The sequence below is a fragment of the Sulfitobacter sediminilitoris genome, from assembly GCF_010667575.1.
GTDB lineage: Bacteria > Pseudomonadota > Alphaproteobacteria > Rhodobacterales > Rhodobacteraceae > Sulfitobacter > Sulfitobacter sediminilitoris.
The window spans coordinates 11330-34281 of record NZ_JAABNT010000005.1 but is presented as its reverse complement, the minus strand read 5'-3'; the positions used below and the strand labels follow the sequence as shown (position 1 = coordinate 34281).

25 protein-coding genes are annotated in these 22952 nt (G+C 59.0%); 13 read left to right on the top strand and 12 right to left on the bottom strand.

Annotated features, from left to right (window positions below):
• Positions 1–30: 30 nt before the first annotated feature.
• Genes GV827_RS09600 through GV827_RS09590 form a run of 3 tightly spaced genes read right to left on the bottom strand, consistent with a single transcriptional unit; the run spans position 31 to position 1992 of the window.
• Positions 31–342, bottom strand: coding sequence for a P-II family nitrogen regulator (locus GV827_RS09600; protein WP_164353594.1), 312 nt, complete (start codon positions 340–342; stop codon positions 31–33).
• Positions 343–346: 4 nt separating this feature from the next.
• Positions 347–1330 carry a sodium-dependent bicarbonate transport family permease gene (locus GV827_RS09595; protein ID WP_164353593.1) on the bottom strand — a complete coding sequence of 328 codons (984 nt, stop codon included), beginning with the start codon at positions 1328–1330 and terminating at the stop codon, positions 347–349.
• Between the two features lie 11 nt (positions 1331–1341).
• Positions 1342–1992, bottom strand: a complete 651-nt coding sequence (locus GV827_RS09590) for a carbonic anhydrase (RefSeq protein ID WP_164353592.1) — start codon at positions 1990–1992, stop codon at positions 1342–1344.
• Positions 1993–2144: 152 nt separating this feature from the next.
• On the opposite strand from GV827_RS09590, the gene GV827_RS09585 reads away from it, so the two are divergent.
• The 3 genes from GV827_RS09585 to GV827_RS09575 all read left to right on the top strand — a co-directional run bounded on the left by GV827_RS09585 (position 2145) and on the right by GV827_RS09575 (position 4741).
• Positions 2145–2522, top strand: coding sequence for a hypothetical protein (locus tag GV827_RS09585; RefSeq protein WP_164353591.1), 378 nt, complete (start codon positions 2145–2147; stop codon positions 2520–2522).
• 66 nt (positions 2523–2588) lie between these two features.
• The gene (locus tag GV827_RS09580; RefSeq protein WP_164353590.1) at positions 2589–3971 is read left to right on the top strand and encodes a leucyl aminopeptidase family protein; all 1383 of its coding nucleotides are present in this window, start codon (positions 2589–2591) and stop codon (positions 3969–3971) included.
• Positions 3968–4741 carry a C40 family peptidase gene (locus tag GV827_RS09575; protein WP_164353589.1) on the top strand — a complete coding sequence of 258 codons (774 nt, stop codon included), beginning with the start codon at positions 3968–3970 and terminating at the stop codon, positions 4739–4741. The genes GV827_RS09580 and GV827_RS09575 overlap by 4 nt, the downstream gene beginning before the upstream one ends.
• A 48-nt stretch (positions 4742–4789) precedes the next feature.
• On the opposite strand, the gene GV827_RS09570 is transcribed toward GV827_RS09575, so the two are convergent.
• Complete coding sequence (locus tag GV827_RS09570) at positions 4790–5137, bottom strand: DUF2794 domain-containing protein (RefSeq protein WP_164353588.1); 348 nt, start codon at positions 5135–5137, stop codon at positions 4790–4792.
• Positions 5138–5254: 117 nt separating this feature from the next.
• Here GV827_RS09570 and paaI point away from each other — a divergent pair, with 117 nt between their 5' ends.
• Together paaI and paaK are read left to right on the top strand one after the other, a co-directional pair.
• Positions 5255–5695, top strand: coding sequence for a hydroxyphenylacetyl-CoA thioesterase PaaI (gene paaI, locus GV827_RS09565; protein WP_164353587.1), 441 nt, complete (start codon positions 5255–5257; stop codon positions 5693–5695).
• On the top strand, positions 5692–7002 hold the full coding sequence (gene paaK / locus GV827_RS09560; RefSeq protein WP_164353586.1) for a phenylacetate--CoA ligase PaaK: 1311 nt from the start codon (positions 5692–5694) through the stop codon (positions 7000–7002). Before paaI ends, paaK begins: the two co-directional genes overlap by 4 nt.
• 26 nt (positions 7003–7028) lie before the next feature.
• Here the strand turns inward: paaK and GV827_RS09555 are convergent, their stop codons facing one another.
• Both GV827_RS09555 and GV827_RS09550 read right to left on the bottom strand, forming a co-directional pair.
• Positions 7029–7298 carry an I78 family peptidase inhibitor gene (locus tag GV827_RS09555; RefSeq protein WP_235930319.1) on the bottom strand — a complete coding sequence of 90 codons (270 nt, stop codon included), beginning with the start codon at positions 7296–7298 and terminating at the stop codon, positions 7029–7031.
• A 9-nt stretch (positions 7299–7307) separates the two neighbouring features.
• Complete coding sequence (locus tag GV827_RS09550) at positions 7308–7928, bottom strand: TetR/AcrR family transcriptional regulator (protein ID WP_164353584.1); 621 nt, start codon at positions 7926–7928, stop codon at positions 7308–7310.
• 137 nt (positions 7929–8065) lie between these two features.
• Between GV827_RS09550 and mbfA the strand changes: the two genes are divergently transcribed.
• The 7 genes from mbfA to GV827_RS09515 all read left to right on the top strand — a co-directional run bounded on the left by mbfA (position 8066) and on the right by GV827_RS09515 (position 13863).
• Positions 8066–9040, top strand: coding sequence for an iron exporter MbfA (gene mbfA, locus GV827_RS09545; protein ID WP_164353583.1), 975 nt, complete (start codon positions 8066–8068; stop codon positions 9038–9040).
• A gap of 39 nt (positions 9041–9079) precedes the next feature.
• A complete protein-coding gene (locus GV827_RS09540; RefSeq protein WP_164353582.1) occupies positions 9080–10015 on the top strand; it encodes an AEC family transporter in 936 nt (311 codons plus the stop codon).
• A gap of 22 nt (positions 10016–10037) precedes the next feature.
• Entirely contained in the window at positions 10038–10871 is an 834-nt protein-coding gene (fghA, locus tag GV827_RS09535) for an S-formylglutathione hydrolase (protein ID WP_164353581.1), read from the top strand.
• A gap of 3 nt (positions 10872–10874) precedes the next feature.
• Positions 10875–11327: a YaiI/YqxD family protein gene (locus GV827_RS09530; protein WP_164353580.1), complete on the top strand. Its 453-nt coding sequence runs from the start codon at positions 10875–10877 to the stop codon at positions 11325–11327.
• 66 nt (positions 11328–11393) lie between these two features.
• On the top strand, positions 11394–12014 hold the full coding sequence (locus GV827_RS09525) for an HAD family hydrolase (protein ID WP_164353579.1): 621 nt from the start codon (positions 11394–11396) through the stop codon (positions 12012–12014).
• A complete protein-coding gene (locus GV827_RS09520; protein ID WP_164353578.1) occupies positions 12011–12931 on the top strand; it encodes an ornithine cyclodeaminase family protein in 921 nt (306 codons plus the stop codon). The genes GV827_RS09525 and GV827_RS09520 overlap by 4 nt, the downstream gene beginning before the upstream one ends.
• Positions 12913–13863, top strand: coding sequence for an alpha/beta fold hydrolase (locus GV827_RS09515; RefSeq protein ID WP_235930309.1), 951 nt, complete (start codon positions 12913–12915; stop codon positions 13861–13863). The genes GV827_RS09520 and GV827_RS09515 overlap by 19 nt, the downstream gene beginning before the upstream one ends.
• Here the strand turns inward: GV827_RS09515 and GV827_RS09510 are convergent.
• Positions 13860–15098, bottom strand: a complete 1239-nt coding sequence (locus GV827_RS09510; protein ID WP_204325822.1) for an MFS transporter — start codon at positions 15096–15098, stop codon at positions 13860–13862. The two genes, GV827_RS09515 and GV827_RS09510, sit on opposite strands and share 4 nt — an antisense overlap.
• Before the next feature lie 154 nt (positions 15099–15252).
• Here GV827_RS09510 and zapE point away from each other — a divergent pair, with 154 nt between their 5' ends.
• Entirely contained in the window at positions 15253–16308 is a 1056-nt protein-coding gene (zapE, locus tag GV827_RS09505) for a cell division protein ZapE (RefSeq protein WP_164353576.1), read from the top strand.
• On the opposite strand, the gene GV827_RS09500 is transcribed toward zapE, so the two are convergent.
• From GV827_RS09500 to GV827_RS09480, 5 genes are all read right to left on the bottom strand, one after another.
• Positions 16305–16457 carry a hypothetical protein gene (locus GV827_RS09500; protein WP_164353575.1) on the bottom strand — a complete coding sequence of 51 codons (153 nt, stop codon included), beginning with the start codon at positions 16455–16457 and terminating at the stop codon, positions 16305–16307. The genes zapE and GV827_RS09500 overlap by 4 nt on opposite strands.
• A 99-nt stretch (positions 16458–16556) precedes the next feature.
• Positions 16557–17831 (bottom strand): bifunctional folylpolyglutamate synthase/dihydrofolate synthase, encoded by a 1275-nt coding sequence (locus GV827_RS09495; RefSeq protein ID WP_164353574.1) that lies wholly within the window; start codon positions 17829–17831, stop codon positions 16557–16559.
• Positions 17828–18778 carry an acetyl-CoA carboxylase, carboxyltransferase subunit beta gene (accD, locus tag GV827_RS09490; RefSeq protein WP_164353573.1) on the bottom strand — a complete coding sequence of 317 codons (951 nt, stop codon included), beginning with the start codon at positions 18776–18778 and terminating at the stop codon, positions 17828–17830. The genes GV827_RS09495 and accD overlap by 4 nt, the downstream gene beginning before the upstream one ends.
• A 57-nt stretch (positions 18779–18835) precedes the next feature.
• Positions 18836–19735, bottom strand: a complete 900-nt coding sequence (locus tag GV827_RS09485) for a CPBP family intramembrane glutamic endopeptidase (protein ID WP_328823137.1) — start codon at positions 19733–19735, stop codon at positions 18836–18838.
• The gene (locus GV827_RS09480; RefSeq protein WP_164353572.1) at positions 19732–22839 is read right to left on the bottom strand and encodes an ABC transporter transmembrane domain-containing protein; all 3108 of its coding nucleotides are present in this window, start codon (positions 22837–22839) and stop codon (positions 19732–19734) included. Before GV827_RS09480 ends, GV827_RS09485 begins: the two co-directional genes overlap by 4 nt.
• Positions 22840–22952 lie beyond the last annotated feature (113 nt).

The window sequence follows — 22952 nt, the reverse complement described above, 5'->3', positions numbered from 1 at the left end:
CACGCTGATCCCGAATCGGTTAACGGCGCCTTAAAATCGTTCGGCCCGCAGAACCTCGCAATCCACGACCGACACAACACCGATGTGTCGCTCCACCACGGCAAAGGCACTGTCCAGCAAATCGTCCAACCGATCTGGCTTGATGATGCAAACCACCTGCACCATGCCAGACGCCCGGCTGATCTGTCCTGATCGGTTCCACGCGCCCGACCGACCCGATCCGCCCAGCACTGGAAGCACGGTAAACCCGGTCACTCCTGCCTTTTTCAGCGCATCCGTCAGGCGGGATTCCATGACCGCTTCGATCGTGATCTCAACGCGTTTTGCCTTGTGTGTTTGCATGGCCTCAGCCTCCACTCATCATTTGGGCCACCGCCACATAAAGCGGGATGCCAAGCGTCAGGTTGAACGGGAATGTCACGCCCAGCGACAGCGTGAGATAAAGCGACGGATTGGCCTCTGGCAGGGCCACGCGCATGGCGGCCGGAACGGCGATGTATGACGCAGAAGCCGACAGCACCATCATCAGGGCGGTGCCGCCCGAGGAGAGGCCCAAAGCCAGGCCAAAACCAAGACCACAAACCGATCCGATCAGCGGCATCAGCACACCAAAGGCCAGCACGCCGGGACGCAGGATGCGACCGCCTTCGCGCAAGCCCCGGCCCGCGACAAGGCCCATGTCCAGCAGGAACAGGCACAAAACACCCTTGAAGGGCGACACGATGAAGGGCGCGATTTCCGCCAATCCCTTTTCGCCCGTGGCCCAACCAATAAAGAACGATCCGACCAGCAGCACGATGGAGCCGTTCAGCATGATCTCACGCATCAGCGTGCTGTCCATGCCCTTCGAGCCGCTGCCGCCCCCCTTGGCGACCAGCCACAGCGCCGACAGGATCGCAGGGGCCTCCATCGCGGCAGCGACGGCAACCATGTACCCTTCTGATGCGATGCCCTGGCTTTCCAGCACCGAGGTGGCGGCGACAAAGGTTACAATCGAGATCGAACCGTAGTGCGCGGCGACCGCCGCCGCATCCAGCCGGTCCATCCACGTCATGACCCGCAACAGCGCAAAAGCAATCAGCGGCAGGACAAATGACAGTATGATGCCCGATAGCAGCGCCAGCCCCAACTTGCCGTCGATACCATGGGCGGCCACGCTGACACCGCCTTTGAAGCCGATGGCGAACAGAAGGTAGATCGACAGGCCCTTGGCGACCGCCTCCGGAATGCTCAGATCAGACCGCGCAATGGACGCCGCCACGCCCAGCACAAAGGACAGGATGATGGGCGAGATCAGGTTCTCGGCCGCCAGCGAAAGCAGTTGATCCATTTGCTAGCCTTTTACACGGGATGGAAGGATTTGGTTTCCGGGTTGTAGTGTTCCAGACTGCCCTCTCCGATATCGGTCCAAAGACCGTGCAGGGTCAGTGTGCCTTCTCCCACGACCTGATCAATCCAGGGGAAGGTCATCAAGTTCTCCAGCGAGGTAATCACCGCTTCTTTCTCAAGCGCGCGCATCTGCTCCTCCGGGTCTTCCATGTCAGCGACCAAATCGTAGCGAGGCCGCAGGATGTCCATCCACCGGCCCACGAAACTTTCTTTCGCCTCAAGCTCGGGTGCATGGCCCTTGCACATGTCGATGCAGCCCTTGATGCCACCGCAGTTCGAGTGGCCCAGAACAATGACGTTGCTGACCTTAAGCACCCGCACCGCGTATTCCACTGCAGCCGAGGTGCCGTGATGATCCCCGTCAGGCTCGTAAGGTGGCACAAGGTTCGCGATGTTGCGGTGGATGAAGAATTCCCCCGAATCTGCCCCGAAGATCGAGGTGACATGAACCCGGCTGTCACAGCAGGAAATCACCATCGCCCGAGGGTGTTGGCCATCGCTGGCAAGACGTCGGTACCATGCCTTGTTGTCGGCATAACCGGTTGCTTTCCACCCGTGATAGCGTTGCACCAGATAGTTTGGCAGTGGCCGCACCCTATGCATCTTTGCACTCGTCCTTTGTTCGTTGTCGCGCAGGGTTATCGCAAATTTTTCTCAGTTTCGAGCGAAAAGACATTTCTGCCTCAACCATTTCATCACCACTATCGCCCATTTTGCATGTTCAGCCGTGGGGGCTGATCAAGGGGTGAGTGTGGATGCAGGTTCTGCAAATCAGACCAATGGAACATGTGAGTGTCGATGAGGATCGGCTGGGCGCGCTATATTCTCAATTGGGGGAAACAGGCGCCGAAGACGTGGTTTGCCGCGCGCTCGAAGAACTGGCCTTGCGGCTGGCACACTGCGAAACGCTGTTTCAAGAGGGCTGTTGGGAGGATTTGCGCAAGAACGCACGTTCCCTGGTCGCGATCGCTGATCAAATTGGCATGTATGCTGTCAGCCATGTGGCAGGCGACGTGACCCGTTGCATTGATCAGGGGGATACCACGGCAGTCGCTGCCACGCTGTCCCGGCTGGTACGGGTGGCCGAACGGTCTTTGGCGGCGATATGGGACATTCAGGACTTCACTGTCTGAGCGGTTGCGGGCGGTGGGGAATGAGGTAGGCTGCGCGGCAATCCGTTTCAAATCCATAGGTCCCTGATGTCACTTTCTTTTGCCGCCCCCTCTGACAAGGCGATTCCGCTTCATGTTGTGAGTGAAGACGACTTTGCCACATGGTCGAAAGATCAGTCCGCTTCTGCGCAGGCATGGATATCTGCGCAGGGGTTCACGGGTGCGTCGGGGCAGGCTGTCGCGGTAGCCGGCGAGGATGGTGCCCCGGCGATGGCCGCTATCGGATATGGCACCGAGAAAAGCCGCAAGCGGGGCCGCTTTCATTTGGCTGGCGGGGCGGCGAAGCTGCCCAAGGGCGATTACGCCGTTGTGGGCGGGCTGTCCGATCAGGACGCACCAAGCGAGGCTCTTGGCTGGCTGCTGGCGGGATACCGGTTTGACCGGTATCGCAAGCAAACGCCCCTTATGGCCAATCTCGTTGCCCCTGCAGGTGTGGATGCCACCCGGATCGAGGCTCTTGCCGCTGGCGAGGCGCTGACGCGGGATCTGATCAATACTCCTGCATCTGACATGGGCCCGCCCGATCTGGAGCAGGCCGCGCGCGATCTGGCACAGGAACACGGTGCCAAGATCGCGGTGATCGCCGGCGATGCCTTGCTTGAGCAGAACCTGCCGATGATCCACACCGTCGGCCGTGCGGCGGACCGCGCACCCCGGCTGATCGACATGCACTGGGGCAAGACCGGGCCAAAGCTGACCCTCGTGGGCAAGGGCGTTTGCTTTGATACAGGCGGCTTGAACCTCAAGCCTGCCACATCGATGGGTCTGATGAAAAAGGACATGGGCGGCGCTGCCGCCGTTCTGGGGTTGGCGCATATGATCATGGCGACCGGTCTGAAACTGCAATTGCGGGTGCTGATCCCGGCGGTGGAAAACGCGGTGTCGGGAAATGCGTTTCGTCCGCAGGACATCCTGACCTCACGCAAGGGGCTGACGGTCGAGATCAACAATACGGACGCCGAAGGGCGGTTGGTTCTGGCCGATGCCCTGGCGCTGGCAGATGAAGAGGAGCCGGATCAGATCATTTCGATGGCGACACTGACGGGTGCGGCGCGGGTTGCCGTGGGGCCTGACCTTGCGCCTTATTTTTCGGACGATCCCGATTTCGTCTCGGCCTTGGAAACCTCCGCTGCAGAACAGGCTGACCCGGTTTGGCGGATGCCCTTCCATGACGCGTACGAGCAGCTGATCGAACCGGGCATCGCCGATCTGGATAATGCGCCAAAGGGCGGTTTTGCTGGCTGTATCACTGCCGCACTTTTCCTGCGTCGGTTTGTGACCGAAAGCCCCTATGCGCATTTCGATATTTACGGCTGGCAGCCTACGGACGCCCCCGCCCGCCCGAAAGGTGGCGTCGGGCAAGGCACACGCGCCATTTATGCGGCACTCGGCCCATTGCTCAGGCTATGAGCGATCCGAGGGTCACACCGGATCCTGCAAAGGTTTCGCGACGCGATCCGAGGCAGGTGGTACGCCCGCTGGTCGACTCATTGCGCAGGCCGGATGGACCACGGGACAGGCAGTTGCTTTTTGGCGATGCTGTCACGGTCTTTCAGGATGCAGACGGGTGGTCTTATGTTCAGGCAGTCAAGGACGCCTATTGCGGATATGTCCGGACAGAAGACCTTGGACCCTTTGCCGCCCCGACACATCGGGTCAGCGCACCAGCCACCCACGCGTATAAGCAAGCCGATTTCAAGTCGCCCGATCAGATCAGCCTGAGCTACGGCAGCCGTGTGGTCGTTCAATCGCTGGACGGATCATATGCCCGAACCGAGCTTGGGTTCATTCCAGCGGTCCATCTGGCCCCTGTTACCGACGTTGCGCAGGATCCCGCGTCGGTCGCTGCGCTTTTTCTTGGCACCCCCTACCTTTGGGGCGGCAACAGCAGATGGGGGATTGATTGTTCGGGTCTTGTCCAGGCGTCTTTGCTTGCCTGCGACATTCCCTGTCCTGGCGACAGCGATATGCAACAGGGCCTTGGGACGGCAGCCTCTGGCCCTTACCAGCGCAACGACCTGTTGTTCTGGAAAGGACATGTGGCGCTGGTGACGGACGCAGAAACGCTGATCCATGCAAACGCCGGGGCAATGGCCACTGTCTATGAGCCCATTAAGGCCGCAATTGAGCGCATCGAATTCCAAGGCGACGGACCGGTGACCGCGCATCGGCGTCTGTAACGTCCTGCTTCTCAGCGATCTTTTCAACTCAGCTAAGACAGCTGACGGTTATTCTACTGCACGGATCAACTTGCGCTCCAAAACGCGCAATACGGATTTCAGATCATGGCCCCGGCGCAAGACCTGGCCGTTGGTGCCGATCACCGCATACATCCCTTGCTTGTTGCGCAGCTTGGGGCGTTTTTCGATCCGGTAAAGGGGTATCTCTGCCGTCCTGCGAAAGACGGAAAATACCGCAACCTCGCGCAGGCAAGAGATACCGTAGTCGCGCCATTCACCCGCAGCCACCATTCGCCCGTAAAGCGACAGGATCACCGATAGCTCGGTCCGGTGGAAGGCCACCTGTTCGGGAGGACGTTCAAAAGGAGTGATTTGTGGGGGGGTGTGCATCGTCATATCCTCACAGTTGCGTCCTTGGCGGAGCAAATCAAGGGTTCATGCGCATCATCCTTATTGAAAGCGTTACAAGATAATGGCAGTGTCCCGATTTATGAAACATGAAAGCCACCGACCATGACCCCAGAAGACCGCGCGCAACGCTGCGCCGACGTGATGTTTGCAAATGATGTCGCCTCTCCGGGGCTGGGCATGAAGATCGAGAGCGTCGGGCCCGGCAGGGCCGTGATGACCATGACAGTGCGGCCCGATATGCTGAACGGACATCACATCTGCCACGGTGGTTTTATCTTTACGCTGGCTGACAGCGCGTTTGCCTTTGCCTGCAACACGTACAATCAGAACACCGTCGCGCAACAGAACCAGATCACCTATCTGGCCCCCGGCAAGGAAGGTGAGACGCTGACCGCCACCGCGCAGGAGGTATCGCGCACGGGCCGGTCAGGTGTTTATGACGTGACCGTATCGGGCGAGGACGGACGCACCGTCGCATTGTTCCGCGGTCTGTCGCGCAGCGTCAAAGGACAGCACTTTCCAGAAGAGGACCCCGCCACATGAAAGACCTGACACCCCCGAAGAATACGCTGGACCCCATAGAGATTGCCAGCCGGGACGAGATTGCAGCGCTTCAGCTTGAGCGGATGAAATGGTCGCTGCGCCATGCCTATGATAATGTGCCGTTCTACAAGAACAGCTTTGATGCCGCCGGTGTGCATCCGGATGATCTGCAGGATCTGAGCGATCTGGCCAAGTTTCCGTTCACCGTGAAAACGGACCTGCGGGACAACTATCCTTTCAAGATGTTTGCCGTCCCGCGCGAACAGGTGGCGCGCATCCATGCGTCCTCTGGCACCACCGGCCAGCCCACTGTTGTGGGCTATACCAAGGCTGATCTGGCGAATTGGGGGACCGTCGTGGCGCGCTCGCTTCGCGCGGCCGGTCTGCAGCCGGGGGATATGCTGCACAACGCTTATGGATACGGACTGTTCACTGGCGGGCTGGGCATTCATCTTGGGGCCGATGAACTTGGCCTCAGCACCTATCCGATCTCGGGCGGCATGACCCCACGCCAAGTGCGCCTGATCGAGGACTTCAAGCCCAAGGGCATCACTGTCACGCCGTCCTACGCCCTTTCGATTCTGGATGAATTCGCGGTTCAGGGGCTTGATCCGCGCGACAGCTCGCTTGAGGTTGGTATTTTTGGCGCAGAACCCTGGACCAACGCCATGCGGCGAGAGATCGAGCAGGCGTTCGACATGCACGCTGTCGATATCTACGGCCTTTCCGAGGTGATGGGACCGGGCGTGTCTATGGAATGTGTGGAAAGCAAAGACGGTCTGCACATCTGGGAAGATCACTTCTATCCCGAGATCATCAATCCAGAGACCGGAGAACCGGTGGCCGAAGGCGAACGGGGCGAGCTGGTTTTTACCTCGCTCACCAAGGAAGCCTTTCCGATCATCCGGTACCGCACCCGCGACCTGACAAGGTTGCTGCCCGGTACAGCGCGGACGATGCGGCGGATGGAAAAGGTGACCGGACGCAGCGATGACATGATCATTCTGCGCGGCGTCAATGTTTTCCCCACGCAGATCGAAGAGGCATTGATGGCGACCGAAGGTCTGGCGCCACATTTCCAGATCGAACTCAGCCGTCCTGACAGAATGGACCAGATGCGGGTGCTCTGCGAATGTGCGGATGCAAGCGTGATTGGGGATGTGCGGGAAGGTGCTGCCAAAGCGCTGTCTGCCCGGATCAAGCAGACCGTGGGCATCAGCGTGAAGGTCGAAGTGACCGATGTGGGCGGTGTCGCGCGTTCCGAAGGCAAAGCGGTGCGGATCGTCGACAACCGGCCAAAGAGCTAAGTGCAGGCCGGGCGAAAGCGTCCGGCCTACCCGCAGTCGATCTCGACGATCTTGCCTGTTTCATCAAGCTTGATGTTGAGACGCTCGGGGTTGTAATCCAACGTTACCGGGTCCCCGATTTGGTAAATCCGCTTGGGGTCTGGCAGCGATGCGCCTGCTTCCCCATTCTCTCCTATCAACGCCTGATAGGCCGCTGCATTGCAGGTATCCTTAACACCAGCGGCTTGTTCATCTGACGTGTCACAGGCTGTGCCACATCTCGTCAGCAACAGCGCGCCTAGCGCAGCAATCCGCATTGCCACCCCCTATTCCTTGCCGTAGCGCGCCATAAACATCTCGACTGCACCTTCGACCACGCGGGCGATTTCGGCATCGCTGACTGATTTGCTGACGCCAAAGATCAGCCGGGGCCAGATATCTGCCTTGCACAACTCACCGAACTGGTCGGCGGCCAAGACATAGTCGTCGACCCGCAGTTCACCCCGCTCTTCTGCTTCCTTGAAGTAAAGCGCCATCTCTTCGCGCATCACCGCCGGGCCGGAGTTGTAGAACCGCTGACCGATCTCGGGGAACCGATCCGACTCTGCCACGCAGATACGAAAGATTTGCAAGCCGAAGGTGGACGTGATGAAACGCAGGAAGTGGTGCCCGGCCTGCGAAAGCACCTCGCGTGGCGGTGCTGCCATGTCGATGCTGTCAAGCGCCTCTTGGGATTGCCGCGCACATTCAGCGTTCGCAACCTCCATGAACAAGAGGCGTTTGTCTGGGAAATAGCTGTAGAGCGTCGCCTTGGATACGGCGGCGACCCGTGCAATTTCATCCACGCTGGCCCCTTCGAACCCGTCGGCCATGAAGACAGACCGCGCACCTTCAAGCACCTGATCGAATTTGCGGCCCTTGCGAACCCTTTGGGCGGTTGCGGTCATGAAAGCTCCAGCTGATAGGTATTAGAATATAAACCGTTTCGTTCAGTTCCAAGCATTATTAATCTGACTGCGCGCAAAGCCGGTTGCGATGGATCAATGAAAATCTTAGAATGATTCTAAACTATCTGAGGTAAGAGATGCGTTTTTCGCTGAATAGAAAACGTTTCAAGGATCTGAACGAACAGGAAGTTCTGGCACTGGCGATTTCGTCCGAAGAGGACGACGCACAGATCTATCGAGGCTATGCAGAGCGTTTGCGGGCTGAATATCCCAAGAGCGCTGCAGTTTTCGATGGTATGGCCGCTGAAGAAGACCAGCACCGCCAGCGCCTGATTGACCTGCACCTGAAACGCTTTGGACCGACGATCCCGTTGATCCGCCGCGAGCATGTGTCCGGCTATTACGCCCGCCGCCCCGTGTGGCTGGTCGAAAACCTTGGTCTTGAACGCATTCGGACCGAAGCCGCAGCGATGGAGCAAGATGCAGAGCGTTTCTATCTGGCGGCAGCGGCACGGACCAGTGACGCAGAAACACGCAAGTTGCTGGGCGATTTGGCTGCGGCCGAAGCAGGGCATCAGGCCACTGCGGATGATCTGACCGCACGCCACCTTGATGACGACAGCGTTGCCGAAGAGGACAGCCGCGCGCATCGGCAGTTTATCCTGACATGGGTTCAGCCGGGTTTGGCAGGGCTTATGGACGGTTCTGTCTCCACCCTCGCCCCGATCTTTGCGACCGCTTTCGCGACACAAGACACATGGACGACGTTTCTGGTGGGATTGGCGGCCTCGGTCGGTGCAGGCATTTCCATGGGCTTTACCGAAGCGGCATCTGACGATGGTGAATTGTCTGGTCGCGGATCGCCTTGGAAACGCGGCTTTGCCTCTGGCATCATGACAACCCTTGGCGGTTTGGGGCATGCGCTGCCTTACCTGATCCCGGATTTCTGGACAGCGACGATTACCGCGATCATCGTCGTGTTTATCGAGCTGTGGGCGATAGCCTGGATTCAGAACAGATACATGGAGACGCCCTTTTTCCGGGCGGCCTTTCAGGTGGTACTGGGCGGTGCGCTGGTCTTTGCTGCGGGTGTGCTGATCGGATCAGGGTAGAGCCTTGCCTGCAGGCGGTTTGCTGGATACTGCTATCCCATGCTGCCGATCTTTCTGAAAACGCTGCCTTTCTTTGCACTGATCGGCCTTGGATACTGGGCCGGGCGCTCGCGGTTCTTCAGCGCCGAGGCGACGGCGTATCTGACCAAGTTCGTGTTCTATTTCGCACTTTCCGCGATGCTATTCCGGTTTTCCGCAAACCTGTCGCTGGCAGAGGTGTGGGATACGCGGCTGATTGTGGCCTACTTGTGGGGCACGTCATTTGTATATGGCATCGCAACGCTGGTCGGCTTTCTGCGCGGGTTGGATGTTCCGACCACGGCCATCGAAGCGCAATGTGCCGTGATCGGGAACGCGGGCTTTCTGGGCGTACCGATGCTGGCGCTGCTGCTGGGGCCCGAAGCCATTCCGCCGGTGCTGATGGCGCTTGCGGTCGACCTGATTGTCTTTTCCAGCCTGATTGTCATTCTGATCACCGTATCGCGGGACGGACAGGCAAGCCTGCGCGTCTTCCGCTCCATTGCTATCGGGTTGGTCAAGAACCCCATGATCGTCGCCATAACGCTGGGTTTTCTGTGGTCTGGCCTTGCCATTCCTATTCCGGAGCCGATGAACGAGTTTCTTGCCATTCTTGGGGGTGCGGCCACCCCCGGCGCGCTTTTTGCTATTGGTGCCTCGCTCGCCCTGACCTCGCCTGACAAGCTCCATATTGCGGGCTGGCTGACCTTTTGCAAACTTGTGCTGCATCCGCTGTTCGTGGGCTTTGCCGCGCTGTTCCTGTTTGGCGTGGATCCATTCAAAGCTGGCGTGGTCATCGCCGTTGCGGCCTTGCCCGTGGCTGGCAATGTCTACATGCTGGCCCAGCATTACGGGATCGCGCCGACACGGGTGTCCACAGCCATCCTGATGTCGACTGCGATCAGTATTGTCACCGTCAGCCTTGTCGTGGGATGGGTTTCCACGTTCCCGGTTTGACCGCAATCAAAAGGACCAGATGATGAAGACCATATCAGAGAACGCCTGTTTCGGGGGTACGCAGGGTGTCTATTCCCACGCCTCGGACGTCTGCAATTGCGAGATGACATTTGGCCTGTTCCTGCCCGCCGAGGCCAAGGACGGCCCGGTGCCGGTGTTGTGGTATTTGTCAGGCCTGACCTGCACCCATGAGAACGCCATGACCAAAGGAGGCGCGCAGGCCTGGGCGGCAGAGCATGGGATTGCGGTGGTGTTTCCCGATACCTCGCCACGCGGCGATGATGTGGCCGATGACGATGATTACGATCTGGGTAAGGGCGCGGGGTTTTATGTCAACGCGACGCAAGACCCTTGGGCACCGCATTTCCAGATGTGGGATTACATCGCTGAGGAACTGCCCAAGCTGATCACCCGCAACTTCGAGATCGACGAAGAACGCCAAGGGATCACGGGGCATTCCATGGGCGGGCATGGCGCCTTGACGCTGGCGATGAACCTGCCGGAGCGGTTTTTGTCCGTGTCGGCCTTTGCCCCCATCGCGAACCCCAGCGCCAGCGATTGGGGTCGCAAGCAACTGACGGCGTATCTGGGCGAAGACACTGCAAAATGGGCCAAGCACGATGCGTCTCTGCTGATGGCCGACAAGGGGTTTGACGGGCCGATCCTGATTGACCAGGGCGCATCGGATCAGTTTCTCGATCTGCTGAAACCCGAAGCACTGGCTGCGGCCATGGCCGCCAAGCGACAGCAAGGGACCTTTCGGATGCAACCCGGCTATGACCACAGCTATTTCTTTGTCTCCACCTTCATGGAAGATCACATCGCCTTTCATGCCGACGCGCTTTACGCGGGCTGAGGGGTGACCGCGCTTTACATCGATGCGGACGCCTGCCCGGTCAAGGCCGAGGCCGAGCGCGTGGCGACCCGGCACAAGGTGCGGATGTTTGTCGTGTCAAACGGGGGGTTGCGCCCGTCGCAGAACCCACTGGTCGAGACAGTGATCGTGCCCGATGGCCCCGATGTGGCCGACATGTGGATCGCAGAGCGCTGCGGGCCGGGCGATGTGGTGGTGACAGGGGACATCCCGCTGGCCGCCAAGTGCGTCGAGGCAGGCGCGCGCGTGATCAAGCACAACGGAGAGGCACTGACAGCGGCCAATATCGGCAACGTGCTGGCGACCCGGGACCTGATGACCGATTTGCGGGCAGCGGACCCGTTCCGGCAGGGTGGCGGCAAGGGATTTACAAAGGCCGACCGGTCGCGTTTTCTGGATGTTCTTGAGCGGGAATTGCGCGCAGCGGCGCGTGGATGACCGTTTTCTGTCTGAAGGAAACAACCGGAATTTCCAAAGAATCCCGGTACTGATGGAGAGCAACACATGAAACCAGAAGCGGTGGTGTTCGACATCGGCAATGTCCTGATCGAATGGCAGCCGGAGCGGTTTTTTGACAGCGTGATTGGCCCCGAGCGCCGGCGCGCCATGTTTGCCGCCATTGATCTGCACGGTATGAACGGCCGCGTCGACCGGGGAGAGACCTTTGGCGACGTGATCCAAGAGACCGCAGCGGGCTTTCCTGAGTGGCGCGAGCAAATCTTGATCTGGCACGACCGCTGGATCGACATGGCCTCACCCGCGATTGATCATTCCGTTCGGCTGATGGCGGCGCTGCAAGGCAAAGGTGTGCCGGTCTTTTCGCTCACGAACTTCGGTATCCAGACCTACGTGATCGCGGCAGAGCGCTATGCGTTTCTCAATGCCTTTGATCGCGATTTCATTTCCGGCCATCTGGGGGTCATCAAACCGGGTCAGGGCATCTACGAGGCGCTTGAACAATCCAGCGGTGTCGCACCGGATCGTCTTTTGTTTACGGACGACCGACACGATAATATCGCGGCAGCAGCGGCGCGGGGATGGCAAACCCATCATTTCGACGGACCGCAGGGATGGGCAGACAGGCTGGTGGCCGAAGGACTGCTGAGCGCGAAGGAGGCAATGTGACTGAGATACCGATGATACCGTTTGAGGCTGGCGAGGCTGTGCTGGACTGGATCGGCCTGACAGATGCGCTGGCCGAAGGTCATAGGCTGCCCAAGGCCGAGATCGGAGACACGTTTCTATATCGCGGCGACGACACACTGCTGAACCGGGCGGCATGGATCGACGGGCTGGGAATTGCGGTGAAATCCGCGACAGTGTTTCCGGGCAACCCGGCCAAGGGTGCGCCGATGATCAATGGTGGGCTGAACCTTTATGCCGATGATCTTGGCACGCTGGAGGCCATCGTTGATTTCCATCTTGTGACCAAGTGGAAGACAGCCGGGGACAGCTTGCTGGCGGCACGCCGTCTGGCGCGGCCCGACAGCCGCAAGATCCTGATTGTCGGCGCAGGAAATCAGGGTCGAGCGTTGCATGCGGCCTATTCCGCGGCATTCCCCAAGGCGTCCTTTACCCTCTGGAACCGGACCCGTCAGAACGCCCAGAAGATTGCCGCAGAGTTACCCGGCCTCAAGATCGCGGATGATCTTGCGACGGCGGTGAGCGACGCTGACATCATCACCAGCGCCACCATGTCCACCGACCCGCTGATCAAGGGCGATTGGCTGCGTCCGGGTCAGCACATTGACCTGATTGGCGCCTACCGCCCCGACATGCGCGAAGTGGACGATGCCGCGCTGCTGCGCGCACGGGTTTTCGTGGACAGCTTTGACACGACCATCGGTCATATTGGCGAAATCAATATCCCGCTTGAGGCTGGCACCATCACCCGCGACCACCTGATCGCGGACTACTACGATCTGGACCGGTTCCATCGGACCAGCGACAAGGAGATCACCCTGTTCAAGAACGGGGGTGGCGCGCATCTGGACCTGATGACATCGCGTTACATTCTGGATCGATGGAACGCGCGCGGATGATCTGGGTATTGCTCATCCTTGCGGTCGTCATTGCCATCCCTCTGGTTCTTGAGGCCTGGCGACAGGTCATGGACGACGCGGCACGGGAATCTGCGACGGGCAGCTTTGCAGAATTGTCCCAGGGCGTGACACATTATGAATGGCACGGGCCCGAAGACGGGCCGATCATTGTCTGCGTTCACGGTCTGACCGCGCCCAGCTTTGTCTGGGGTGGCATGACCGGAGCGCTTGCTGCTTCGGGCTACCGCGTACTGACCTATGATCTTTACGGGCGGGGATATTCCGAGCGGACGACAGGCCTGCAGGACGCGGATTTCTTTTTGCAGCAACTGACAGATCTGTTGGCGCATCAAGGTGTGAAAGATGACCTGACTGTCGTGGGCTATTCCATGGGCGGTGCGATCAGCGCCTGCTTTGCGGCCCAATATCCTGACCGTGTGCGGCAAATGATCCTGTTGGCCCCCGCCGGGATGGGCAGCGTGCGGACCGGTCTGGTCAGGTTCATCAAGAATACGCCGCTTGCCGGCGACTGGCTGATGCTGGCGATTTACCCGTCGATGCACCGCAAGGGCGTGCGTGCGGAACGGAACCTGCCGACAAGCGTGCCGCATATCACCGCTCTGCAGGAGAAAGAGCTGGGCTTCCGTGGCTTTACGCCTGCCGTTCTTGCCAGTTTGCGGGGGATACTGTCCCGTCCACTGGAAGCCGAGCACGAGGCCATTGCCGCCCGCACAATTCCCGTCCTTGCCATCTGGGGTCAGCAGGATGCGGTCATCCCTGCGTCAGCGCGTGAGACCTTGGCCGGTTGGAACAGCGATGCGCGGCAGGAAGTGATTGCGGGGGCGGGGCATGGCCTGACGTACACCCACACAGATGACATCCTACGCATCATGGGCGGCTGGATGACTGCGCCAAAGCAAAGCGGCGATTAGGCCGTCACCAGCCCTTCGAGGCGGCGCTCCTTGATCGGCAGATGGACAATGGCGCCGACCGCGACGCCGATCCACCACACGGCGGTATAGCTGCCGTAGATGTCATACATCCGCCCGCCCAGCCAGACGCCAAGGAAGCTGCCCAACTGGTGGCTGAAAAATACGATCCCATAAAGCGTGCCCATGTACCGCAACCCGTAGATATGCGCGACGAGGCCGGAGGTGAGCGGCACGGTTGCAAGCCAAAGCGCGCCCATGGCGACGGAGAATACGATGACCGTGACGGGCGTGATCGGGAACATGATGAAAAGCGCCGCCACAATGGTGCGTCCGGTATAGATACCCGCCAGCAGATATTTCTTGGAATACCGTTTGCCCGCCCAGCCCGCCGCAAGGGTGCCGGCGATATTTGCCAGACCAATGAGCGAAATCGCGACCGCGCCCAAGGCGCTTGTCGTGGTGATCCCGATGTTATGCAACACACCTCCGGCAAGGATCGGGCCGCACATCTCGGTCACGAAGGCGGGAAAATGTGCCGTGATGAACGCCAGTTGATAGCCGCAGGAAAAGAACCCCAGAAAGATCAGCGTATAGGACGGATCCTTGAAAGCCTTGACCAAGATCTGACCGAGGCTTTCCTCAAGCTCTGCCTTGGTGGCCGACGCAGGCGCGCGCATCATTGGCAGCGTCAGCAACATGCCCAGGATAACGGCGGCGAACGTGACGAAGGTCATTTGCCAGGTCATGAAACCGAGCATCCATTCCGCAACGGGCGCACCAAAGACCTGCCCCGCGCTGCCTGCCGCTGTGGCAATGGCGAGCGACATCGACCGATTCTCATCCGAAGACGCGCGGCCCACGACCGCGAGGATCACGCCAAAACCCGTTCCGGCGATACCGAAGCCAACCAGCCAAGCATAGGCCTGATGTTCGAGCGGTGTCACCGAGTTGGCAGACAGCAAAAGGCCCAAAGCATAGACAACGGAACCGATGATGATCGCCCGCCGGTCCCCGATCTTTTCCGCAAGTGCGCCAAAGATGGGCTGACCGATGCCCCAGGCCAGGTTCTGGATCGCAATGGCGAGCGAGAATTCAGCACGCAGCCAGCCAAACTCCTCAGCGATGGGGATCTGAAACACACCAAAGGACGCCCGCACCGCAAAGCTGACCAAGATGATAAAGCAGCCCACGATCAGGACGGGCGTAAAGATTGAGCTGCGTTGTTCCACGGGCATGTCCTTGAAGTGTGGGGGCAAATTACGGGCTTTTGGTTCGGCGTCAATTCACGTGTTGTGATGCGGTTCGCAGGGATCGTGATGGAAAGTCTTTTTTGTGGTTCAGTCGGAGCGCGCTTTTCAAATCAGCAGCTTATGCGCTAAGGCTGGGCCTATGACCCTACGCGCGAAATACGAGGCACAGATCGCCGACGGCACGCTACACCCTGATCCGGCGCAAGAGGCGGTGCTGACCGAATTCGACCGCATCCGCGCGGCATTGCTGGTGCCGGTCAAAAAAGGTCTGTTCCGCAAGGCACCAGAGCCGCCCAAGGGTCTTTACCTGTGGGGGGGTGTTGGGCGCGGCAAATCCATGCTGATGGACATGTTCGCGGCCAGCCTTGATGGCATCCCATCGCGCCGGGTGCATTTTCACGCCTTCATGCAGGAAATCCATGCCGCGATGCACGAAGCCCGCAAGACAGGCGTCGATGACGCCATCGCGCCGGTCGCCGCCGATGTTGCGAAATCAGTGCGCCTGTTGGCGTTTGATGAAATGCAGATCACAGATATCACCGATGCGATGATCGTCGGACGCCTGTTCGAGAAGCTGTTTGCGGACGGCGTGGTCGTTGTCACAACGTCCAACCGGGTGCCGGATGACCTCTATAAGGATGGATTGAATCGAAATCTGTTTCTGCCCTTCATCGAGCTGATCAAGGAGCGGATGGTGGTGCACCATCTTCTCAGCCCAAAGGATTACCGTCAGGACCGGCTGGCTGGCACGCAGGTCTATTTCACGCCGGTCAATGCAGAAAGCCGCGCGGCGATGGATGCCGTCTGGGAGGACCTTGCAGGCGGACCAGGCGCGCCACTGGTGTTGCGTGTCAAAGGCCGGGATGTGGAGATCCCGCAATACCACAACGGCATGGCTCGCGCCCGGTTTCACGAACTGTGCGGCAGACCTCTTGGCCCAGCAGACTACCTGTCGCTGGCCGATGCCGTACGGGTGCTGCTGCTGGACGATATTCCACAATTGGGACGAAGCAACTTTAACGAAGCAAAGCGTTTCGTGACCTTGATCGACGCGCTTTACGAGGCGCGGGTGCGCCTGATCTGTTCAGCCGCTGCTGCACCAGAGATGTTGTATCTTGAGGGGGAAGGCACGTTTGAATTTGAACGCACCGCGTCGCGCCTGCGGGAAATGCAGGCCGAAGGCTGGGGCGATTAGTCAGAGGTCAGGGAATCTCCGCTCTCTGATCCGGTCACCTCAGGATGGTAGGGCGCATCGCCCATGTAGAGGGTCCAAAGACCGGCTACGATAATCAGCATTCCGATCAGGACAAAGACGGCCTGAGAAATTCCACGTTGATCCAACATGCTCACCTCCGTTGACTTCAGTTATTTGCGGTCTGGCCGCGTCTGAACTGTGAACAGAGTACATTAAATTTGTTCAAAAATGCAGGCTGAGCGGCGAAATTATCCGTTTTCGCGCAAAATTGCACCAGCTAGGTAGAGTGACCCACAGATCAGAATCCGCGATCTGGGGTCTTTGGCGACGATATCGTCTAGAGCTGCTGCAACGTTCTCGGCCTCCACCGCGTCAATCCCAACGGCCTGTGCCGCCGTGGCGGTCTCATGTGCGGACAATGTTGCTTTTTCTCCGGGAATGGAAACTGCGTGCAGAGATTTCACATGTGGAGCCAAGGGGCGCATGTAGCCCCGCACGTCCTTGGTATTCAGCATCCCGCAAATCAGATGGGTGGGCCTTTCGGGTCTTTGTGCAAGCACATCCGCCAATGCCACGCCCGCCGCTGCGTTGTGACCGCCATCCAGCCAAAGCTCGGCCTCGCCTGCAGCGTCGATCAGCGGCCCATGACGCAGGCGTTGCATGCGTGCGGGCCAATAGGCTTGCGTGACGGCCGCCTCACAGGCGGCCTCGTCCATGCCGAAATGACGCAAAGCTGCCAATGCAGCACCCGCGTTCATCACCTGATGCGCGCCCGGCAGATTGGGTAGAGGCAAATCCAGCAACCCGGTTTCATCCTGATAGACCAGCCGACCGGCTTCTTGGGCGACATGCCACTGCTGTCCATACGCCAGAAGCGGCGCACCGTTCCTGGCCGCCACACGTTCGATCACCTCAAGCCCTGCGTCTTCTTGCGGGCCGACCACACACGTCACACCACGTTTGATGATCCCCGCCTTTTCCCCGGCGATCTCCGGCAAGGTATCTCCGAGGAACTGCTGGTGGTCGATGGACACAGGCGTGATGACGCAAAGCGCGGTCTTGTCAGAGACGTTTGTGGCATCCAGCCGTCCACCAAGCCCCACCTCCAGCAACGTGTAATCCGCAGGCACCCGCGAGAAAGCCAGAAGTGCCGCAGCGGTCGTGATCTCGAAATAGGTGATCTGTTCGCCGCCGTTCGCGGCATAGCATTCATCCAGCACTGCGGTCAGCGCGTCTTCGTCGATCAACTCTCCAGCCAGACGAATACGCTCGTGAAACCGTGCCAGATGTGGCGAGGTATAGGCGTGGACATTTTTGCCTGCCGCTTCCAGCCCGGCGCGGATCATCGCCTGTGTGGATCCCTTGCCGTTGGTGCCGGCGATATGGATGACGGGCGGCAGCTTGTTTTGTGGATTATCCAGCGCGTCAAGAATCCGGTACATCCGGCCCAAAGTCAGGTCCATCAGCTTGGGGTGCAGCGCCATCATCCGTTCAAGGATGACGTCAGACGTCGACGCCTTCATTTCTCGGGATTATCCACAGCGGCCTCTTCGGCTTCGGTCAGCGCATGATCCAGTTCGCCGCCTTCTTCTGGCGGCGGCAGATCGCCACGCACCGCAGGAGGCAGGCCCAGCAACATGCGCGTGATGTTGATCAGCTCATCGCGTAACTCGGTGCGGGGTGTGACGCGGTCCAGCATACCATGGTCCAGCAGGTATTCGGCGCGCTGGAAACCATCGGGCAGCTTTTCGCGGATCGTCTGTTCGATCACCCGTGGACCGGCAAAGCAGATCAGCGCGTTGGGTTCAGCGATATGAACATCCCCCAGCATCGCGTAGCTGGCAGTAACGCCCCCGGTGGTGGGGTGGGTCAAAACGACGATGTACGGCAGTCCGGCTTCTTTCAGCATCTGCACGGCAACGGTCGTGCGCGGCATCTGCATCAAGCTCAGGATACCTTCCTGCATGCGGGCACCGCCAGCAGCAGAGAACAGGATCAGCGGCCGCTTGAGCTTGATCGCCTCTTCGGCGGCGGCGATGATCGCGTTGCCGACATACATGCCCATGGAACCGGCCATGAACGAAAAGTCCTGGCAGGCGGCGACAATCGGCGTGCGGCCCATCTCACCGGTTGCGACCAGCATTGCCTCCGCTTCGCCAGTTTGCTTTTGCGCGGCCTTCAGACGGTCGGGGTATTTCTTTTGATCACGGAAATGCAGCGGGTCCGCCGGGGGCTTGGGCACCTTGACCTCGGTAAAAATTCCACCGTCGAACAGGGCCGTAAACCGCTCGCGCGGGGTAATCGGCATGTGATGGCCGCAGTTTGTGCAGACATTGAGGTTTTCCGACACTTCGCGGTGAAACAGCATGGTGCCGCAGTCGTCGCACTTGGTCCACAGGTTGTCCGGCGTCTCGCGGCGCGAAAAGATCGAATTGATCCGGGGGCGGACGTAGTTCGTGATCCAGTTCATTCAGGGCCTCTGGGCTTGCGGTTGACTTCAGATAAGCCTCGCTTGCGGAAATTGCAATCAGCGCCTGATGGCGACCCGTGCGGCCAGCCACAGAACGAACATCATCGCGAAATCAACCGGAAGCCAAGCTTGCAAGGCCTCTGTATCTTCCATCGAGAAGGGGCTGAGGTAAAGCGCCAGCCCAGACAGCTCATCTGGCAGGGACACGATCAGCATGGCAGAGACGTTGTTCCAGAAATGTACGGCAATCGCCGGGCCAAGGGAGCCTGACCGCGCGGTCAGGTCGGCCATCAGGATGCCAAAAACACCCGCCCAGATCGCGATGATCAGCGCGTTCTCACCTGCGGTGTCAGGTAAATAATGCCCCAAGGCAAACAGGACCGATGGCAGAACCATCCAGATCATTGGTGATTTGAATCGCGCGGCAAGCTGTTGCTGAACGTATCCACGGAAAACAATTTCTTCGGCGCTGACCTGCACCAAAACGAAAAAAAGTGACGGGACAAGCAGCATGAGCCATGTGCTCAACGGCATGTTCGGGACGTACTCCCCGCCCATGTCCCAAGGTGGCAAGACAAACACCACCGCCATAACCGCCAGCAGGGCAATCGAAACAGAACGGAAGTCGCGCCACAGCAGTCTGACCGGGCCCAAAAGACTCAAAAAACCGCGATGATGTAGGATTCGCGCGCTTAGTCCGACACCGGCGCTCATGAACACGAAGCTGAACAGCAGCAGATACATCGCCGTAGGGCTGGACCCGGTGCGCAGTTCTTCCAACAAGGTCTGGTTGTTCACGGCTGTCACCCCGTAAACGATCTGAAAGAAAATCTGGTTCAGCAGGAAATAGGCGAGAACGGCCAGCACCATGCCGACCGCGAAACGCCAAAGTTCTGAGCTGGCGCGCGCTGACGCGATAAAGCCCTCGTGCAGCGCATAGGCTTGTGAATGGCTCACTCCTCGGCCTCTTCGGTTTCTTTGGTCGGTCGGGGTGGTCCTATCTCGCGCGGGACCTCAAGCCCGGCTGCGATCATCACATCGGCAGCGCCCGTCAGGTACCCCGCTACCTTGCGCAGCAGGCTCAGCACTACTGTCTTGTCGCTTTCGACAACGGCGCGGTACTGCTCGGCCCCGATCCGCAGGAATTGCGCGTCTTCGGTGGTCAGCAGGTCCAACTGCCGGGGTTCGTTGATCAGGATTGCCAGATCGCCGATCAACCGGCCCGGATAAACATCCGAGACATGGCGCATGATGCCATGATTGTCGATGACGCCCAATTCTGCCCTTCCGGACAGGCACAGGTACGCGGCGTCAGCACGTTCACCCACAGAGAAAACACGTTGGCCTTTTTCGGCGCTGTACCACTGCGCTGAAAATGCCAAGAGCCGCCTGCTGCGCGGGTCGAGCGTGGCGAAAAGTTCGTTCTGGCTGATAATGCGCAGCTTGCGACGCAAATCATCTGAGGCGCTGTCAGCCTCCTCGGCGGCCTCTATCCTTGCGACCCCGTCAATGCGGCCATTCTTGATTTCAACATGCAAATCAAAGTCCTGCCCATTGGCAAAACTGTCGTTGATGTAGATCTGGGTGGTTTCAGGCAGCAAGGCGCTGAGCCTTTTACGAACCTGCGCCTCTGTTTCGGCATCCTGGCCCGCGAGCGCCTGATTGAGGACAAGCACATCTGGCCTTTTGATCGCGGCCCGGCCAAAGGCGGCGCGTTGCTGGAAAGCTGCTGGCAGGTTTGCACCGCCGATTGCGGTCTCTTCATCAAAAAGGTTGATCGAGATCATCTGCCTGAGGTCATTTTCCTCAAGCACCTGGGCCACAACATCCCGCACCAGATCTGCTTGCAGACCGGCCATCGAGGAAATCCGCCCATAAAGCAGGTTTTCAAGGATCGTGAGACGAGGCAGGTAATTTTCAGGCTCAATCGGAATGAACAGATCGCGCACCTGGTCGCGCAACTGGGCGCCCTTGGTTTTGCGGATGCGCATGATTTCCTGCTTGAAGGTCTCGGGGAAAGACGGGCCGATCTGTTCTGCCGTAAACGCAAACGGAACCGTCAACAGCAAAGCAAACTCTTCTTCTGAAAGCGCCTCATCCCCCTGCTCGCGTCGCCGTGCCGCAATGTCCACCAACCTCTCATACAGAGATTCATCAATGCCAAGTGCGGTAAAAAGAGGGTGCTCCGTGCCGTCCATACCAAAGGTCTCGTGCAGCGTCTCAACCAAGGTTTGTGAAATTGCGATACCCTGTGCGGCCAGTCCCTGATCCATCACCATGGCCAGAAACGCCCGTTCGGCAACCAGCCCCTGTTGGCTGATATCACGGGTCGGGGCCGCGAACATCAGGTTGCCGCCCAAAGGCACTGCCGGATTGAACGTGTCAGGATCAAACCGGTAGACGACCCTGTCCAGTCCTTCAGCCTTCAGGCGTTCGTGGACCTTGTCACGCAGCCCAACGATACGCCGGGCCAGTTCAGGGTGCCTTTCAGGGTCCATCCGCGAATTCAGCATCCGTTCAAAGATGATGTTGGCCGTCCCAAGTGCGGTGGTGATCTCATACCAGAACTTGCCCACGTCTTCGGTTGTTGTCAGACCGGCAAGTTCCGGGTCCAGCCAGTCTGCACGGGTGCTGTCGGGGCTGTTGCCGGACCGTTGTGCCTCGATGGTGGCGCGGTCGATCTTCTTGGGATCCCACAGCACGGTTTTGGGGCTGGTCTTGAGGGGCATCAGCAGGTTGTCGCCCACGTTGCCCTGAAACAGGTACGGCTGGGCCGTCGCATATCCGATACGCGCGGCGACAACTGCCTGATGAAGCTCCGACATGTCATGGCCCGCAATCGTAATCTTGCCACGTGTCGGGGTAATCTCGCGGGTCAGCAGATCGGCAAGGGCTGTCCGCTCTGATTGGGTCTGAACATGCAGGGCCACTTGGCTGCCAGCAGGAATATTGAGCGTGATATCGTCAAGGATCAGATCGCCGCTACCGCTCCTGACCGACACACCGTTAAGTTCAATATCCCCTTTCAAATGCGGTATTTCATCGGGTGTGCCTTCGAACAATTCCTCTGCAATCATGTTGTCAGGCGCAAAACGTTCAACCACGATATCCCAGCGCAGGGACATGTCCTGTGTCTGGTTGTAATAAGCCAGAAGTTCTTTCCACGGGCTGGAAAGGTCCTTGTATGCGGCAAGCGCCGCGACCAGGGCACCGACTGTGATCTGACCCTTGATCGCCAGATAGCCGCCCACGGCATAGAAAAAGAATGGGGTAAGCTGCGTGATGAAGTTGTTGAGAAACTTCATGAAGAATTTTTTCTGGTAGATGCGGAAACGCACCTCGAACAGCCGACCGAGGCGGTCGGTAAAGCCCGCCAACCGGTAGCGCCAGCCGCCATTGGTGCGCAGATCGGTGATCCCTGCTGCTGTCTCACCGATCTCTGCCGCGAAATGGCGCACCTCTTTGATGCGCTCCTTGTTCAGCAAGTTGATCTGGCGTTGCAGCAGCGGGATCAGCCAGGCCTGAAGGGGAATCAGCGCGACCCCGGCCAGACCGAACCAAAGAGATTGAAGAAACAGGAAGATCAGGATGATCAGCATCTGACCTGCCTGAAACACCGGTTGTGCCACCGCATCGCCCATCAGCCCGCCCATTGGCTCGGCCTCGGACGTCACCATGCTGACCAGTTCACCCTGGCTGGTGTTTTGATAGTAGCTGCGTGGAAAGCGCATCATACGACTGACAAGCTGGTAGCGGAACCGGCGCAGCAGTCTTTCGGACAAAACACCTTTCATCGTGTTCAGCCGCATTTTCAGCAAGCCATGGACCAAAACCGCCGCGAGATAGCCAAAACACAGCGTCATCAGGAACTGCACCTGAGAAAGCTGAACACCAAAGACGTCAATCACATTACTGTCGGCACCGATCGCGTCGTTGATGATCCGCTTGGGCAGTTCCAGCGTTGCGTATAGGAACGGGAAGGTGAACAGCGTGAACGCCAGCAGAAACAGCTGATCGCGCCGGGAATACTTCCAGATAAATGAAAAAAGGCTGCGTTCCATGCGGGGACCTTCGCTGGGTGCTAGGGGCCGTGTCAGTCCCTGAACGTCATTTTACACAAGGTAGGGCCCTATTTGGCGCATTACAACATCGCCGCTTTGTCTTGCAGCACCCG